16 protein-coding genes and 1 riboswitch are annotated in these 16,389 nt (G+C 65.8%); of the genes, 6 read left to right on the top strand and 10 right to left on the bottom strand.

Annotated elements, in window-relative coordinates:
* The first annotated feature begins 14 nt into the window (after positions 1-14).
* The 5 genes from LDB29_RS24260 (at position 15) to LDB29_RS29460 (ending at position 6,763) form a co-directional block, all read left to right on the top strand.
* A complete protein-coding gene (locus tag LDB29_RS24260) occupies positions 15-1,385 on the top strand; it encodes an ATP-binding protein (protein WP_044660810.1) in 1,371 nt (456 codons plus the stop codon).
* A 497-nt stretch (positions 1,386-1,882) separates the two neighbouring features.
* A complete protein-coding gene (locus LDB29_RS24255) occupies positions 1,883-3,763 on the top strand; it encodes a PrkA family serine protein kinase (protein WP_229742594.1) in 1,881 nt (626 codons plus the stop codon).
* A gap of 19 nt (positions 3,764-3,782) precedes the next feature.
* Entirely contained in the window at positions 3,783-5,090 is a 1,308-nt protein-coding gene (locus tag LDB29_RS24250) for a YeaH/YhbH family protein (protein WP_044660808.1), read from the top strand.
* 13 nt (positions 5,091-5,103) lie between these two features.
* A complete protein-coding gene (locus tag LDB29_RS24245) occupies positions 5,104-6,645 on the top strand; it encodes a SpoVR family protein (protein ID WP_137709039.1) in 1,542 nt (513 codons plus the stop codon).
* Positions 6,626-6,763 (top strand): hypothetical protein, encoded by a 138-nt coding sequence (locus tag LDB29_RS29460; protein WP_373886364.1) that lies wholly within the window; start codon positions 6,626-6,628, stop codon positions 6,761-6,763. Before LDB29_RS24245 ends, LDB29_RS29460 begins: the two co-directional genes overlap by 20 nt.
* A gap of 254 nt (positions 6,764-7,017) precedes the next feature.
* Here the strand turns inward: LDB29_RS29460 and cobF are convergent, their stop codons facing one another.
* From cobF to cbiE, 5 genes are read right to left on the bottom strand one after another with little or no spacing between them, the layout of a single operon-like run.
* Positions 7,018-7,773, bottom strand: coding sequence for a precorrin-6A synthase (deacetylating) (gene cobF / locus LDB29_RS24240; protein WP_137709037.1), 756 nt, complete (start codon positions 7,771-7,773; stop codon positions 7,018-7,020).
* Complete coding sequence (locus LDB29_RS24235; RefSeq protein WP_137709036.1) at positions 7,770-9,089, bottom strand: cobyrinate a,c-diamide synthase; 1,320 nt, start codon at positions 9,087-9,089, stop codon at positions 7,770-7,772. Before LDB29_RS24235 ends, cobF begins: the two co-directional genes overlap by 4 nt.
* Positions 9,086-9,868, bottom strand: coding sequence for a precorrin-4 C(11)-methyltransferase (cobM, locus tag LDB29_RS24230; RefSeq protein WP_025546638.1), 783 nt, complete (start codon positions 9,866-9,868; stop codon positions 9,086-9,088). Before cobM ends, LDB29_RS24235 begins: the two co-directional genes overlap by 4 nt.
* A complete protein-coding gene (locus tag LDB29_RS24225) occupies positions 9,865-10,230 on the bottom strand; it encodes a cobalamin biosynthesis protein (RefSeq protein WP_025546640.1) in 366 nt (121 codons plus the stop codon). Before LDB29_RS24225 ends, cobM begins: the two co-directional genes overlap by 4 nt.
* Positions 10,227-11,435, bottom strand: coding sequence for a precorrin-6y C5,15-methyltransferase (decarboxylating) subunit CbiE (cbiE, locus tag LDB29_RS24220; protein WP_137709035.1), 1,209 nt, complete (start codon positions 11,433-11,435; stop codon positions 10,227-10,229). The genes LDB29_RS24225 and cbiE overlap by 4 nt, the downstream gene beginning before the upstream one ends.
* Here cbiE and LDB29_RS24215 point away from each other — a divergent pair.
* Entirely contained in the window at positions 11,434-12,183 is a 750-nt protein-coding gene (locus tag LDB29_RS24215; RefSeq protein WP_137709034.1) for a cobalt-precorrin-6A reductase, read from the top strand. The two genes, cbiE and LDB29_RS24215, sit on opposite strands and share 2 nt — an antisense overlap.
* Here the strand turns inward: LDB29_RS24215 and cobJ are convergent.
* The 5 genes from cobJ to bluB form a co-directional block, all read right to left on the bottom strand.
* On the bottom strand, positions 12,159-12,908 hold the full coding sequence (cobJ, locus tag LDB29_RS24210; protein WP_137709033.1) for a precorrin-3B C(17)-methyltransferase: 750 nt from the start codon (positions 12,906-12,908) through the stop codon (positions 12,159-12,161). The genes LDB29_RS24215 and cobJ overlap by 25 nt on opposite strands.
* Complete coding sequence (cobI, locus tag LDB29_RS24205; RefSeq protein ID WP_137709032.1) at positions 12,905-13,624, bottom strand: precorrin-2 C(20)-methyltransferase; 720 nt, start codon at positions 13,622-13,624, stop codon at positions 12,905-12,907. The genes cobJ and cobI overlap by 4 nt, the downstream gene beginning before the upstream one ends.
* Positions 13,621-14,250: a precorrin-8X methylmutase gene (locus LDB29_RS24200; protein WP_044660799.1), complete on the bottom strand. Its 630-nt coding sequence runs from the start codon at positions 14,248-14,250 to the stop codon at positions 13,621-13,623. The genes cobI and LDB29_RS24200 overlap by 4 nt, the downstream gene beginning before the upstream one ends.
* Positions 14,250-15,314, bottom strand: a complete 1,065-nt coding sequence (locus tag LDB29_RS24195) for a cobalamin biosynthesis protein CobG (RefSeq protein ID WP_025546645.1) — start codon at positions 15,312-15,314, stop codon at positions 14,250-14,252. Before LDB29_RS24195 ends, LDB29_RS24200 begins: the two co-directional genes overlap by 1 nt.
* A gap of 172 nt (positions 15,315-15,486) precedes the next feature.
* Positions 15,487-15,708, bottom strand: a riboswitch (cobalamin riboswitch).
* A gap of 72 nt (positions 15,709-15,780) precedes the next feature.
* The gene (bluB, locus tag LDB29_RS24190; RefSeq protein ID WP_076605713.1) at positions 15,781-16,389 is read right to left on the bottom strand and encodes a 5,6-dimethylbenzimidazole synthase; all 609 of its coding nucleotides are present in this window, start codon (positions 16,387-16,389) and stop codon (positions 15,781-15,783) included.

Below are 16,389 nucleotides of genomic sequence, written 5' to 3'. Positions count from 1 at the left end.
CGGATGATCGGCGCATGATGATCCCCGTCGTGGCGCGGGCGCGCAATTTCTTCCGGTCGCTGGTGGGGCAGATATTCCTGCTGCTGACCGTCGGCATGACGATCGCCGCCGTGCTGGCGCTGCTGGTCGCGGAGCAGGCCCGGCATCTCGATTTCGAGCGCTGGCGCCTTCAGCGCGTCGTGGCCAGCGCCGTCGACATCGCGCAGCGGCTGAGTCACGATCCGGTCAAGATAGAGGCGATGCTGAAGGACCAGCAGATCATGGGGGCGAGGACCGCGCCGGAGGGCGTGGCGCTGGCGGACCCGGACCCGACGCTGGCGGACGCGCTGGCGGTGCGTTTCGGGCCGCACTCCAACCCCGAAGCGGGGCAGGTGCCGGTCGGGCTGTGCTTTCCGGCCGGCAAGGTCGATCCGAACAATCGGGCGGCGGGTCTGATCGACGCGCCACGGCCCGATTGCTGGGTCGTGCGCTTCACCGACGGCACGGGCGAACGGCGGTCGCTCGCCCTCTATTTGCCGCGGGTCGTCAAGCCGCCCAGCAATCTCGCCAAGCCGATCTACCTGCTGCTGATCCTGCTGTCCTCGGCGGGGCTGGCGATCGTCGTCGCGCGCTTCGTCGCCAAGCCGCTGCGCCGGCTGGAGCGGGCGGCCGAAGCCTTTTCGGTATCGGTCGATCCGGAAGAAATCCCGGAGCGGGGGCCGGAAGAAGTGCGGGCTGCCCTGTCGACCTTCAACCTGATGCAGCGCCGGGTCCGTGCGGGCTTTGCCGAGCGGACGCAGTTGCTGGCGGCGATCAGCCATGATCTTCAGACGCCGCTCACGCGCCTGCGCTTGCGGCTGGAACTGGTGGAGAACGAGGAGTTGCGGGCCCGCCTCTTGCAGGATCACCAGGCGATGATGACGCTGGTCCGCGAAGGGCTGGACCTGGCGGCGAGCACGGAGGCGCAGGAGGACTGGTCGGTGATCGACATCGATTCGCTGCTGACCAGCATGGCCGAAGACGCGCAGGACCTGGGATTGCCCGTGCGTTTCCTGTCAGGCTGCGGCGGCACGGTCCGGGTCAAGCCCAACGCGCTGACCCGCTGCATCAGCAATCTGGTGAACAATGCCGTGAAATATGGCGGCAGCGCCGACGTCAGTTGCATGCGGCAGGGGGCGCGCGTGCTGATCGAGGTGCGCGACCATGGGCCGGGCATCGCGCCCGATCAGTTGGACCAGATGTTCGAACCCTTCACCCGCGGTGTGGCGGGGCAGCCCGGCGGGCGGCCCGGGACCGGCATCGGCCTCACCATCGCGCGATCGCTGGCGCTGAGTTTCGAGGCGTCCGTGCGCCTGGCCAATGCGCCGGACGGCGGGCTGATCGCCACGATCGACATGCGGGCGTAACGGCATTTCCGCAGGCGGGATGGATGCCGAAACAGGTTCAGCATATGCAATGCAGCCTTCGATCGTCGCGATCGCATCGTTCCATGCATGGGAACCAATGCACCCCTGGTGAGATTATCTCCTTTACCCTCTTCCCTCCCGGGGGCTCAGGTGACACTATGCATCATATCGCGGCGGGGGAACGTCGCGCCGATTGGAAGATGCTGCATGACGGCGGCGCGGTAATGATCTTGCCGGTCGCATGAAGATGGTCGTGCGATTGCCGGAAATGCTTCTGCGTGGCCGGATAAGCATCGTGCGTTCTTTTTGCAGAAACATGCAGATCGACGATTGGACAGATTTGAATTTTTTACTCTGAACAGGTTCTATTGCACTGTTTTTACAGACCATAAGGGTCTATATACATTCCATGGCTACTTTAGCGGGAGTCGCCAGTGACAAAGAATGAGCTGTTTTCCAGCTTCACGCGGAAGTTCGATGATCGGCGTCAGGCCGAAATGTCTATCGAAGATTATCTGCTGGGATGTCGCAACGATCCATTGATGCATGCGTCCGCGCCGGAGCGGCTGCTGGCTGCAATCGGTGAGCCGGAGATCATCGACACCTCGCGCGATCAGCGGCTGGGCCGGATCTTCATGAACCGGACCATCCGCCGCTACAAGAGCTTCACCAATTTCTACGGCATGGAAGGGACGATCGAGCATATCGTCAGTTTCCTGCGCCACGCCAGCCAGGGATTGGAGGAGCGCAAGCAGATCCTATACCTGCTGGGTCCGGTGGGCGGCGGCAAGTCGTCCCTGGCCGAACGGCTGAAGGCGCTGATGGAAGTGCATCCCATCTATGTGCTGAAGGCGGGGGATGAGATCAGCCCGATCTTCGAAAGCCCGCTCGCCTTGTTCGACGCCGAAACCCATGGCGACTATATCGAGGAGAATTACGCCATTCCCCGGCGGCGGCTGACCGGCATGATCAGCCCCTGGTGCCGCAAGCGGCTGGATGAATATGGCGGCGACATATCCCAATTCAGGGTCGTGCGCATGATGCCGTCCCGCATGCGGCAGGTCGCCATCGCCAAGACCGAGCCGGGCGACGAGAACAACCAGGACATCAGCTCGCTGGTCGGCAAGGTCGACATCCGCAAGCTGGAAATGCTCTCGCAGAACGATCCGGACGCCTACAGCTATTCGGGCGGGCTCAACCGGGCGAACCAGGGCATGCTGGAATTCGTCGAGATGTTCAAGGCGCCGATCAAGATGCTCCACCCGTTGCTGACCGCGACGCAGGAGGGCAATTATATCGGCACGGAGAATATCGGCGCCATTCCCTATACCGGCATCATCATGGCCCATAGCAATGAATCGGAATGGGCGAATTTCAAGAACAACAAGAATAACGAAGCCTTTATCGACCGTATCTACGTCATCAAGGTTCCCTATAGTTTGCAGGCCACCGAGGAACGGCATGTCTACGAGAAGTTGCTGCGGGAATCGGACCTGAACAAGGCGCCCTGCGCGCCGGGGACTTTGGACATGCTGGCGCGTTTCTCCGTGCTGACGCGGCTGCGGGAGCATGAGAACAGCAATCTCTACTCCAAGATGCGCGTCTATGACGGCGAGATGCTGCGGGAAATCGATCCGAGGGCCAAGAGTCTTCAGGAATATCGCGACGCTGCTGGCGTGGACGAGGGCATGTCGGGCATTTCGACCCGCTTCGCCTTCAAGGCGCTGTCGGCCACCTTCAACCATGACACCAATGAGATCGCGGCCGATCCCGTGCACCTCATGTATGTGCTGGAGGGCATGGTCCGGCAGGAGCAGTTCCCCGCCGAGATCGAATCCCGCTATCTGGAGTTCATCAAGGGCGAACTGGCGCCGCGCTATGCCGAGTTCATCGGCAATGAAATCCAGAAGGCCTATCTCGAATCCTACCATGATTATGGGCAGAACCTGTTCGACCGTTATGTCGCCTATGCCGATGCGTGGATCGAGGATCTGGACTTCAAGGACCCGGACACGGGTCAATTGCTGGACCGGGAGGTCATCAACCAGGAACTGTCCAAGACCGAAAAGCCCGCCGGGATCGCCAATCCCAAGGATTTCCGCAACGAGGTGGTGAAGTTCGCGCTGCGCATGCGGGCCAGCAATGACGGGCGCAACCCGTCATGGACCAGTTACGAGAAAATCCGCGAGGTGATCGAGAAGCGGATGTTCAGCCAGGTCGAGGACCTGCTGCCGGTCATCAGCTTCGGATCGAAGAAGGACGGCGAGACTGCGACCAAGCATGACGAATTCGTCGCGCGGATGATCGAAAGAGGCTATACTGAGCGGCAGGTTCGGCGGCTTGTCGAATGGTATATACGCGTCAAGCAGGCCGGATGATGGAGGCGCCAAGCCCGCCATGCACATAGTCGACAGACGGTTGAATCCAGGAGGCAAGAGCCTGGTCAACAGGCAGCGCTTCCTGCGGAGGGCAAGGGCATATGTGCAGCAGGCGGTGCGCGACAGCCTGAAGGACCGCAGCATCAAGGATCTGGACAAGGAAGGCCAGATTTCGATCCAGCGCGACGTCATCCACGAACCGACGCTGCACCGCGCCGCGCAGGGGGGCAGCCGTGAACGGGTCTTCCCCGGCAATCACGACTATATGGAAGGCGACCGGATCAAGCGGCCCGATGGCGGCGCGGGCGCGGGGTCGAAGGCCGGGCAGGGCGAGGGGAATGACGATTTCCAGTTCGCGCTCAGCCGGGAAGAGTTTCTGGATCTGTTCCTCGACGATCTGGAGCTGCCGGACCTCGCCAAAAGGCGGCTGATCGGCGGGGCCGTCGACGGCATAAGGCGGGCAGGCTATTCGACGGTCGGCAACCCGTCCAACCTGTCCGTGCCGCGCACCATGCAGAAGGCGATGTCGCGTCGGTTGGCGCTGCGCCGTCCCAAGGGCGCCGATCTTGCCCGGATCGAGGAGGAGATCGCGCTGATCGAGGCGCGCGATCCGGCCCTGCCCGACGATGCCGTACGGCTGGAGGCATTGCGCGAGGAACGCTCGACCGTCATCCGCCGCCGCAACCTGATCGCCTATATCGACCCTGTGGACCTGCGCTATCGCCGGTTTGAGACGGTGCCCAAGCCCGTGGCCCAGGCAGTGATGTTCTGCCTGATGGACGTCTCCGGCTCCATGACGGAGCATATGAAGGATCTGGCGAAGCGTTTCTTCGCGCTGCTGCACCTGTTCCTGTCGCGCTGCTACGAGCATGTGGAGGTGGTGTTCATCCACCATACCGACCGGGCGGCGGAGGTGGACGAGCAGACCTTCTTCTACAGCACGGTGACGGGCGGAACTTTGGTGTCGAGCGCGCTGGAGAAACTGATCGAGGTGGTGCAGGAACGCTTCCGTCCGGATGACTGGAACATCTATGTGGCGCAGGCGTCGGACGGCGACACCATGCAGTCCGACAATGGCCGGGTGGTCAGCCTGATGCAGCAGGAAATCCTGCCCTTCAGCCAATATTTCGCCTATCTGGAAGTCGGGCGAGAGGAATTCGCCGACATAGAGACCATCGGCACGACGACCGGACTGTGGCAGGCCTATGCCCCGGTCAGCGAGGCAAACCGCAATTTCGTAATGCGCAAGGTGCATCATCGGCGGGAAATCTATCCGGTTTTCCGGGAGTTGTTCCAGCGCAAGGGCGTGGCGGAGCGGAGTTCATGAAGGTGGAACCGGCATGACGGTCGAACTGGCGTCCGCCCCGCTGTTCACGGGAAGCGATTGGGACTTCGCGCTCATCAACCGCATTTACGAAATGATCGAGCCCATCGCGCTCCAGGAAATGAAGCTCGACATCTATCCCAACCAGATAGAGGTCATCAGCGCGGAGCAGATGCTGGACGCCTATTCCTCCATCGGCATGCCGCTCTTCTACAAACACTGGTCCTTCGGCAAGCAGTTCGTGACCAATGAGATGATGTACCGCAAGGGGCTGCGCGGCCTGGCCTATGAGCTGGTCATCAACAGCGATCCCTGCATCAACTATCTGATGCAGGAAAATAGCGCGACGATGCAGACGCTGGTCATCGCCCATGCGGCCTTCGGGCATAATCATTTCTTCAAGAATAATTATGTCTTCAAGCAATGGACCGATGCCGAGGGAATTCTGGATTATCTGGAATTCGCCAAGCGCTACATCGCGCAATGCGAGGAACGCTACGGCCAATTGCCGGTCGAGCGGGTGCTGGACGCCGCCCATGCGTTGATGAACCAGGGCGTGCATCGCTATCCGCGCGTCCGCCCAAGGGACTTGAAGGCGGAGGCGGCGCGGGAGGCGGAACGGCAGGCTTATCGCGACCGCATCTATGACGATCTGTGGCGCACCGTGCCCACTGGAGCGAAGGCGGACGCGATCCCCAGCGACGCCAGACGGGCGGCGCTGGGACTGCCGCAGGAAAATATCCTCTATTTCCTGGAAAAGTCCGGCCCCCGGCTGGAAAGCTGGCAACGGGAGATTTTGCGGATCGTGCGGTTGATCGCGCAATATTTCTACCCGCAGCGCCAGACCAAGGCGATGAACGAAGGCGCTGCGACCTACACCCATTATCGCATCATGACGACGCTGCACGAACGGGGATGGCTGACCGACGGCGCCTTCATGGAATTCCTCTCATCCCATACCAATGTTGTCTATCAACCCACCTATGATTCAGGACAATTTGGCGGTTTCAACCCCTATGCCCTGGGCTTCGGCATCATGTCGGACATCGAAAGGGTCTGCCGGGCGCCGACGGAGGAGGATCGCGAATGGTTCGGGGATATTGCCGGATCGGGCGACCCGATGGAGGTGCTGAAGGACATATGGGCCAATTATCGCGATGAAAGCTTCGTTTCGCAATTTCTGAGCCCACATCTGATCCGGCAATGGCGGCTGTTCAAGATCCTCGACAAGCAGGGCGAATCGGAACTGCGGGTCGACGCCATTCACGATGAGCGCGGCTATCGCCGGATTCGGCGCTCCCTGGCGCGGGAATATGAAATCGGGCGGCAGGAACCCGACATACAGGTGGTCGATGTCGACCTGGCCGGCGACCGCAAGCTGATCGTTGAGCATTCGGTGCTGGACGGCGTCCAACTGGAGGCCCGCGATGCCGCTATGGTCTTGCAAAATCTGGCGAATCTCTGGGGTTATGAAGTGCTGTTGAAGGAGGTTGATTCCGCAACGCGCAAGGAATTGAAAAGCCATAGCGCGCAGCCCAATGCGGCCTGGCTGCGCTGAACCGGTGCGCGCGGCGGACGGGAAAAGGGCTGCGGCAAGATTCCGTTTTCAATCGATGATGGGAAAGGTTAAGTTGTGCGCCGGTTTTTCGTGGGCGAAGTCGGATCTGTCGCTCTGAAGGCGGTGGAGAGGACGGGCCCTGCGACAGGCAGGAGTTCGATTCATGACGAATGCTCTTACGCCAGAAGAATGTCTAGACCGGGCAAGAATGCATGATCAACTGGCAGCGACCACCGCGGATGCTTCGGCGCGCATGATGCATCAGGCAATGGCTGCCGAGTTCCGCCGCCGCGCCGAAACGGCATCGAGCGGCCTGCGACAGGCCGCGAGCAGGCCGATCATCGAATTGATGCCGAACGTCGCCTGACGGCTTCAGGGTCGTCGGACCGTCTTGCGCCTTCGTAAAAGATAGATGTCCATGATCCAGCCGTGTTCCTGGCGGAGCGCGGCGCGGCATGAGGCGATTTCGGCCCCCCTCATGGCCAGCGGACCCTGGGCGAGTCTTTCCTGGGGCAATCCCAGATAGGCGCCCCACCATATGTCGAGACCCTCGGGCGGCAGGGTCTGGAAGGCGCAATGGCCATCCAGCATGACGACCAGGCTGTCGGCGCAGTCCGGCCAGCCGCGTTCGCTGAGGCGCCGGCCGGTGGTGATCAGCACGGGATCGGCAAGGTCGTTGAGGCAGATGCCGTGGGCGGCGGTCAGCGCCTGTACGCTGGTGATGCCGGGGATCACGCGGACCTTCACGTCCGGCAGGCGCCCGGCGATGCGCAGGCTGCTGTCATAAAGCGACGGATCGCCCCAGACCAGCAGGGCGAGCCTGCCGCCTTCGGGAAGGTGCCGGGCGACCTGCTCCATCCAGAGCGCGGCGATGGCATCGTGCCAGTCGAGGACGGCGCCGACATAATCGGTCCGGTCCGGTCGCCGGGGCATGTCGAATTCCACGATTTTCACCGCCTGCGTCAGCAGTTCGGCGCAAATGGCGCGGCGCAGGTCGATGAGGTCGGACTTGGCGTCGCCCTTGCGGGGCAGCAGGATGAGGTCGGCGTCGTTCATCGCCTTCACCGCGGCGCGGGTGAGGTGATCGGGATTGCCCGTGCCGATGCCGATAAGGTCGATGCTGATCATGAGGAGGCTTTCGAGGCGGGAGCGATGAGGTGGAAGAAACTGCCGGTGACGCGGCCGCGATGCGATCCCGTCGACGGAACGGCCTGACCTTCCGCGTCGGTCACATGAGCGAGCGGGCTGTCCGGTTGCTCGACGATGGTGGAATAATGGAATTCATGGCCGTTCAGCATCGCTCCCGCAGGCATGCCGCCCATCGGCGCCAGCAAGCGCGCCTGTCGGTAGCCAAGATGAAGGCGCCGTTCCGCGAAGCTGGTGACGAGGCCGAGCAGGCCGGCCATGGCATGTGCCCGCCCGTCGGCATCGATCAGCGCCTGTCCCAGCACCATATAGCCGCCGCATTCGCCATGGATCGGACGGTCCAGTGCGTGGCGGCGCAGGCCGGAAAGGAAATGGGCCGCCTGCGCGATCCGGCCCGCATGGAGTTCGGGATAGCCGCCGGGGAGCCAGACCGCATCGGCATCGGCTGCCGGGGCTTCGTCGGCCAGGGGGGAGAAGGGCAGGATTTCCGCGCCTGCATCCCGCCAGCCGGACAGGAGATGCGCATAGGTGAAGGAGAAGGCTTCGTCCCGGGCGATGGCAATGCGCTGGCCGGGTGGCGGCAGGGTCGGCATTGAAGCGCGATCCTGCGCCGGGGCGGACCGGGCCGCGCGCCGGACAGCGTTGAGGTCCACATGGGTCGCCACGATGTCCGCCATCCGGTCGATGATCCGGTCGAGATCGGCCTGTTCGGCCGCCTGGACCAGACCCAGATGACGCTCCGGCAGGTGGAGCGCGGCGGAGCGCGGAATGGCGCCCAGGACGGGGATGTCCGCCCCCTCCATCGCCGCGCGGATCAGCCGTTCGTGGCGCTGGCTGGCGACTTGGTTGAGGACGACGCCTGCCATGGAAATATCGGAACGAAGGCCACGGAAACCGCTGGCGATGGCGGCGGCGGACTGGCTCTGGCCCGACACGTCCATGACGAGAAGGACGGGCCAGCCGAACAGCGCCGCGATGTCCGCGCTCGCGCCGGTGCCGGCTTCCCCGACGGCGGGGGCGCCGTCGAACAGGCCCATCACGCCTTCCGCGACGATCAGTTCTGCGTCGGCCCGGCCTGCAACGGTCGCCATCTGCGATGCGGACATCGCCCAACTGTCGAGGTTGAAGGAGGGGCGGCGGCTGGCCGCCTGCTGAAATGCCGGGTCGATATAGTCGGGGCCGGACTTGAACGGCTGTACCCTGATGCCCATTCGGGAAAAGGCCCGCAGCAGGCCCAGCGTGACGGTCGTCTTGCCCGATCCTGATCGGGGCGCCGCGATCAGAAGGCCCGGCGTCATGGCTTGTCGATGAAGGCGGAGTCGGCGCTGGCCGGTCGGAAACGGCGGTCATAGCCGGGCGCGTAGAGGCTGCTTTCCGCGAAATCCTCGCTGCCCAGCACCGGGCCGACAAGAATGATGGCGGTCCGTTCGGGCCCGTCCGCAGCAGCTTCCCCGATGGTGCCCAGCGTCGCCCGCACGATCCGCTGATCCGGCCAGCTTGCGCGCCACACCACGGCCGCGGGGCAATGGGCGCCATGATGCGGGATCAGGTCGCGCACCACCTGCGCCAGATTATGGATCGACAGATGGATGGCGAGCGTCGCGCCGGTCGCGCCGAATGCAGAGAGGCTTTCACCGGACGGCATGGCGCTGGCGCGCCCCGGCGTCCGCGTGAGGATCACCGACTGGCCGAGTTCGGGCAGCGTCAGTTCGGCGCCGATGGCGGCAGCGGCGGCGGCGAAGGAGGGGACGCCGGGCGTGATGCTGAAAGGAATGCCGATCGCTTTCAGCCGCCGAAGCTGCTCGCCCATGGCCGACCAGACGGACAGGTCGCCGGAATGAAGGCGCGCGACGTCATGCCCCGCTTGATGGGCATCGACGATGATGGCGACGATCTCGTCCAGCGTCAGCGGCGCCGTGTTGACGATCCGCGCGCCCGCCGGACAATGATCGAGCAGGGCGGCGGGCACCAGCGATCCGGCATAGAGACAGACCGGAGAACGTGCGATCAGGTCGCGCCCGCGCAGGGTGATGAGGTCGGGCGCGCCGGGACCGGCGCCGATGAAATGAACGGTCATGGGGCAGGGCTTTCGGCTAGGGCGCAACTTGCGAGGCGGTCGGAGGAGAAGGCGCGGGGCGCTAGCAGGCGGCCCTCTGGCCCTGAAGCGGCGAGGGCCGTGGCTTCGGCGACGCTGCCGGTGCCATGGGCGGCCATGCTGGCGGGAGATCGGGTGGCCACGGGCTGTTCCGCCAGCCTTTCCACGCCGACGGCCATCAGGGGCAGGGCGAGCTTGCGCGCCAATGGCGCAAGCTGCCCGGCCTTGCCATCGAGGGTTGCCAGCGCGTCGACCGCGATCATGGCGCCCGTCGCCTGCTCCAGCGCCGATTCCAGCGAAGCGAGCGACGCGCTGTGGCGGAAGCCGAAGCCGGCGACGATCATAGCGTCACGCTCCACTGCACCAGCGGATAGGCGGAACGCCAGCCGCGACGGCTGCCCAGGGGCATCGCCTGCGCAAGCTCGATGCGAAGCAGGTCGCCGCCCTTGTCGGCATGCCATTTGGCAAGCAGCGCTTCCGATTCCAGCGTGACGGCATTGGCGACAAGGCGCGTGGGACCGCCGGGCAGGGCGAACAATGTCGCGAGCAGGGACTGGCTCAGCCCTCCGCCGATGAAGACGGCCTCGGGGCGGGTCCGGCCGGTCAGGATGTCGGGCGCTCTGCCCTCCATGACGGTCAGGCGGTCGACGCCCAGATGAAGGGCATTGGCGCGCGCCCGGGCGGCGCGATCCGGATCGGCCTCGAAAGCGATGGCCTGGGTGGAGGAATGGGCGAGCAGCCATTCTATGGCGATGGAGCCGGAACCTGCGCCTATGTCCCATAATGTCTCGCCAGGGCGGGGCGCCAGGGCGGACAGGGTCAGGGCGCGGGCCGGGCGCTTGGTGATCTGGCCGTCATGGTCGAACCAGTCGTCGGGGATGCCGCTGGAGCGGGGGAGCGTCCTGCCTTCGCCCGCCACGGACAGGCCGACCGCAACGGGATGCGCGACATCGGCAAGGTCCGGCGCTTCGGCCGTGCACTGGCGGATATGTTCGCGGGGGCCGCCCAGCGCTTCCAGCACATGCAGGGTCGAACGGCCGAAGCCCTGTTCCGTCAGCCAGGCGGCAAGCTCGACCGCCGCCTGCCCGTCGCGCAGCAGCAATATGGCGCGGCGGCCGGGCACGAGACCGGGGCGCAACCGCGTCAGCGGCGCGGCGTGGAGGCCATGGCATTCCACGTCCTGAAGCGCCCAGCCCAGCCGCGCGGCGGCAAGGGAGAATGTGGAGGGGGCAGGGTGCGCCGTCCATTCATCCGGCCGCAAATGCCGCGTGATGCTGCTCCCCGCGCCGAACCAGAAGGGATCGCCGGAGGCAAGCAGGACGGTTGGGTCTCCACGGCGGGCGAGCAGCATCGGAACGCCGGCCGCGAACGGGACTGGCCAGGGCAGGCTTTCGGCCCTAAGGGCTGGCAGCAGCGCAAGATGGCGCGGCGCTCCGGCGACGAGCGCGGCTTTCTCCAGCGCTTCGCGGGCGGCGGACGACAGGCCATTCGGGCCGTCTTCCCCGATGCCGACGATCGTCAGCCACGGACCGTCAGGAGTATCGGGCATGTCCAACATCCTCATTCTGGGCGGCACCACGGAAGCGAGCGCGCTTGCGGCTGCTCTTGCCGAGCGGGGCGTTCGCGCGGTGTTGAGCTATGCGGGGCGGACGGACAAACCACGGGCGCAGCCGGTGCCGGTGCGCGTCGGCGGCTTCGGGGGCATGGCCGGCCTCGCGCGCTATTTGCGGGAGGAAGGCGTCACCCATCTGGTGGACGCCACTCATCCCTTCGCCGCTGTGATGAGCGGGAATGCCCTTGGCGCGGCGCGGGAGGCGGGGGTGGAGCACATCATGCTGACCCGGCCGCCCTGGACCGCGGCGGAGGGAGACTGCTGGACCCATGTGCCGGACATGGCCGGGGCGGTGGCGGCGCTGGAGGGAGCCAGGCGGAATGTGATGCTGGCCCTGGGGCGCATGCATGTGGACGCCTTCGCCGTGCAGCCTCAGCATCATTATCTGTTGCGCTTCGTCGATATGCCCGCCGTTGCGCCGGGGCTGCCCGATCATGCGCTGGTCATCGACCGCGGTCCCTTCACGGTGGAGGGCGACATGCGGTTGATGCGCGCCCATGGCATCGACTGCGTGGTGTCGAAAAATGCGGGCGGCGGCGGCGCGCGGGCGAAGCTGGTCGCCGCGCGGATGCTGGGACTGCCGGTCGTGATGATCGAGCGTCCGGCCTGTCCAGCGGCGCAGGTGACGCATGAGGTCGCCGGGGTGCTGCAATGGCTGGGTCATGCGGCGGAGCGCGGCGTATAGAGGATCGGTGGGCCGGAGCGTTCGATCAGCCGGGTGCGGCTGGAACCGACGATGACCATGGTGCGCATGTCGGCCATGTCCGCAGTGGCCCGGCTCAACGGCACCACGCTCAGCGTTTCCTCCGGCGTGGAGACGGCCCGGGCGAACAGGATGAACCGGTCCTCGCCGCATTCCTCGCGCAGGATCGCCAGCGCCCGCCCGAAACCCTCCGGCCGGGAACGGGAACGGGGATTGTAGAAGGCCATGGCGAAATCGGCCTGTGCGGCGAGGCGCAGGCGGCGCTCGATCAGCGGCCAGGGCTTGAGATTGTCGGACAGGTTGATGGCGCAGAAATCATGGCCGAGCGGCGCGCCCGCCCTTGCGGCGGCGGCGAGCATGGCGGTGATGCCGGGCAGGACGCGGATGTCGAGGTCGCGCCAGTCCTCCGGCCCCGCCTCCACGGCTTCGAACAGGGCGGAGGCCATGGCGAAGACCCCCGGATCGCCCGAGGAAACCACCGCCACCCGCTTGCCCTGCGCGGCGAGGGCCAGGGCATGGGCGGCGCGGTCGAGTTCGACCCGATTGTCCGAGGCGTGGAGCGTCAGGCCCGGTCTTTGGGCCACCCGGGCGACATAGGGGATGTATCCGATCACGTCGCTCGCCTGCGCCAGCGCATCCGCCACCTCCGGCGTGATGAGCGCGTCCGCTCCCGGACCAAGACCGGCTGCCACGACCCATCCGGTCATGGACGGCGGCCCTGTCCGTGGACCAGCAGGATCGAAAAATAAGCGGTGACGTCGGTCGCTTCCGCCAGCGGGGTGATGCGCTGATCCGCCATGGTCGCATATTCGACCAGCCAGGCGCTGTCCTGCTTGCCGGCGGCTTCGACGGCGCGGCGAAGCCTGGGAAGGTTGCGGCCGATCTTCATGACGACCAGAGCATGGCTGTCGCGGATGCGGCGGGTCAGTTCCTCTTCGGACAGGGTGGCCATCAACACCGTCAGGACATCGTCGCCCCAACTGATCGGCGTGCCGCTGGCGGTCCAGGCGCCGGACATGCCGGTGATGCCGGGGACGATCTTCACCGGCGCGGCAAGGCGGCTGTGCAGGTGCATGAAGCTGCCGTAGAAGAAGGGATCGCCTTCGCAAAGGACGACCACATCCTCGCCGCGTGCCGAAAGCCTGTCCAGATGCGCCGTGCAATCGGCATAGAAGGTCGAGAGCAGATCATTGTAGCGCGGGTCTGACAGCGGGATTTCCGTCGTGACCGGATATTCCATCGGATATTCGACGGCATCGGCGCGCAACATGCCCTCCACGATGCTGCGGGCATGGCCCGACCTTCCCCTCTTGCGGAAATAGGCGATGTGCCGGGCATTGCGGATCAGCCGGTCGGCGCGGACGCTCATCAGGTCCTGCGCCCCCGGTCCCAGGCCGACGCCATGGATGGTCCCGCCGCTCATTCCGCCGGGCTCGCTATCGCATTCACCGCCGCGACCGTGATGGCGCTGCCGCCGGGGCGACCCTCCACGATACAGCAGGGGACGGGCCGGCTGCGCCAGAGCGCTTCCTTCGATTCTGCCGCGCCGACGAAGCCGACGGGGCAGCCGATGATCGCGGCCGGGCGGGGGCAGTCGGGGTCCTCCAGCATGTTGAGCAGATGGAAAAGCGCCGTCGGGGCATTGCCGATCGCGACCAGCGCGCCTTCCAGATGCGGGCGCCAGAGTTCGAGCGCCGCGGCCGAGCGGGTGTTGGACATTTGCGCCGCCAGGGCAGGCACCTGCGGATCGTTCAGGGTGCAGAGGATCGGATTGGCGGCGGGCAGGCGCTTCAGGGTTATGCCCTCCGACACCATGCGCGCGTCGCAGAGGATCGGCGCGCCCGCCTGAAGCGCGGCGATGGCGTCCCGGGCGAAGGACGGCGAAAAGCGGATGTGGGAAGCAAGTCCGACCAGGCCCGCCGCATGGATCATGCGGACGGCGATGCGTTCCTCCTCGGGCGAGAAGCGGGCAAGGTCGGCTTCGGCGCGAATGGTGCGGAAGGACTGCCGATAGATGGCGGCTCCGTCGGTTTCGTAGCTGTGGGGCATCAGGGCCTTCCGAACAGGGCGAGGATTTGTCGGGCGGTCAGGCCGGTTTTTTCCGGCGGCGATCCGGCGCGGGCGTTGCGGGACAGGTCGAAGCGGCCCTGCCGGCCGGTGAGGACCAGCCCTGCGGGCCTTTGGCGGGCGCAGCCCTTGGCGCAGCCGGACACATGCAGCGACCCTTCGACAAGGGGCGCGAGCCGGGTGGCGAGGCCGCGCGTCTCGACGCTTGCCTGCGGGCATGCGGGCGCGCCGGGGCAGGCGTCGACGCGGAGCAGGCCGTCAGGAGAGGCGTGCTCCGCACTGTCTGCGCCGCCCTCCAGGATCAAACCGCGCCATGGGGTGAGGCGCAGGGCCGTGACATGCGGTTTCCCGGCCAGCGCGATAAGGCTGTCGGCGTCAAACTGACCGAAGGGAATGCCGTGGAAAGGCCCCGATGCCTCCGCCAGCAATCGGGACAGCGGGCGGGATGGCGCGGGCGCGATGTCGGCAGCGGTCGGCAGCGGGGCTTCGTGCCGGGCGGCACGGCCCGATGCGCCGCCGCCCGTGGCAAGGAACCAGCGGGCAAGCGCAATCAGGTCGCGCGCCGCCGTTTCAACGCTGGTGGGCGAACCCAGCGGACGCCCCTCCACCCGCAGCAGCAGCCTGCCCGCCTCGCTGCGCTCGAACCGGAAATCGGCGGGGACGGCGGCAAGACAGGGCGCAGGCCCGGCATCTATGGCGATCCCTATCTTGGAAGGAAGCTGGGGCAGCTCATCGATGTGGGCGATCAGGCTGAGCGCGATGCTTTCCGTGTCATCCCCGGGCGATGAATCGGGAGCGAGCAGGAAATTGCGGCGCGCTTCGCGGGCCGGATCGTGATCCGTAAGGCCCAGGGCGACAAGGTGCCGGAGCAGCGGGCCATGGCCTTGTTCCGTCACGCCGCGAAGCTGGAGCGCGGCCCGGTTGGTGAGGTCGACAAGGCCATTGCCGTGAAGACGCGCGGCTTCGGCAAGGCCGATGGCCTGGGGAACGGTCAGGCGGCCCAGCGGTGGACGGACCCGCACCAGCAGCCCGTCGCCCGCCATCATCGGGCGCCATGCCGTCGGGCACCAGCCGCGAATGGCGGCGGACGATGCGCTTTGCGCGTCTGGCAACGGACCTTACCTCCCACGTCGCAACGACGGCCGGAGGGTTCACCCCCAGCCGCATTTCGTCGCCCGTGCGGAGAACCGAGCCGTGACCATCCCCTGGACCATGGCTAGAGCGACCTTTGCGTTCGGCAGGTCTCCTGGCTTGCGGGTCGTCGCTTCGGCACGGGCCTTCCCGGATCGCTCCAGTGGCTGGCCGTTCCCCGGGGGGAACCGCACGTCCTTGCCTTGCTCGCCGCTCACAGTTGCAGGGACAGCCACGGATTAGGGAGTCTCCTCCCGCACCGCGTTCCCATTTAAGCCCCTTCGGGGCACCGACGCGATCGATGGAGCGGGCGGAACCCGCTCCAAAAACGCTCATAGGCCGGGCGGAAAGGAAAGGGAAGAGGCCTTCGGACGGGAATCGTCAGCGCGTGACAATGGTGGAATGCCAGTCTGTGCGATGTTCCCAGCCGCGCCTCTCCAGTTCCGGCGTCGCCTCCTCGCTCACCGGATAGCCCAGGCACAGCAGGCCGAGGCAGCGCCAGTTTTCCGGAATGGCGAGCAGGGCGTCTACGGTCGGGCGGTCGAGGATCGAAACCCAGCCCATGCCGATGCCGCGCGTGCGGGCAGCCAGCCAGAGGGTGTGGATCGCCATCACGCAGCTATAGCGGCGCGCCTCCGGCATGGTGATCGCGCCCAGCCTGTGGCCGGTTTCCGTGCCTTCGTCGCAATAGACCGCGAAAAGCACCGGCGCTTCGCGCAGGCCGTGCAATTTCAGGCTTCGGTACAGCCTGTCTTCCTCCCCCCGATAGATACTGCCCGCCTCGATCACCTGCGCGTCGACATGGGCGGCAAGATCCTCGCGCAAGGCGGGCGTTTCGATCCGGACGAAACGCCAGGGCTGCGAAAGCCCGACAGAGGGCGCGCTATGGGCGAGGGCAAGGAGCCGTTCGACCTCGCTCTCGTCCAGCGGATCGGTGAGGAAATGGCGCACGTCGCGGCGCAGGTGCACCAGTTCCTCGAAGGCGGCGAT

Origin of the sequence: Sphingobium sp. CFD-2, from assembly GCF_024611135.1 — a bacterium.
GTDB classification, from domain to species: Bacteria; Pseudomonadota; Alphaproteobacteria; order Sphingomonadales; family Sphingomonadaceae; genus Sphingobium; species Sphingobium fuliginis.
This window is presented reverse-complemented; position numbering and strand designations above follow the sequence as displayed.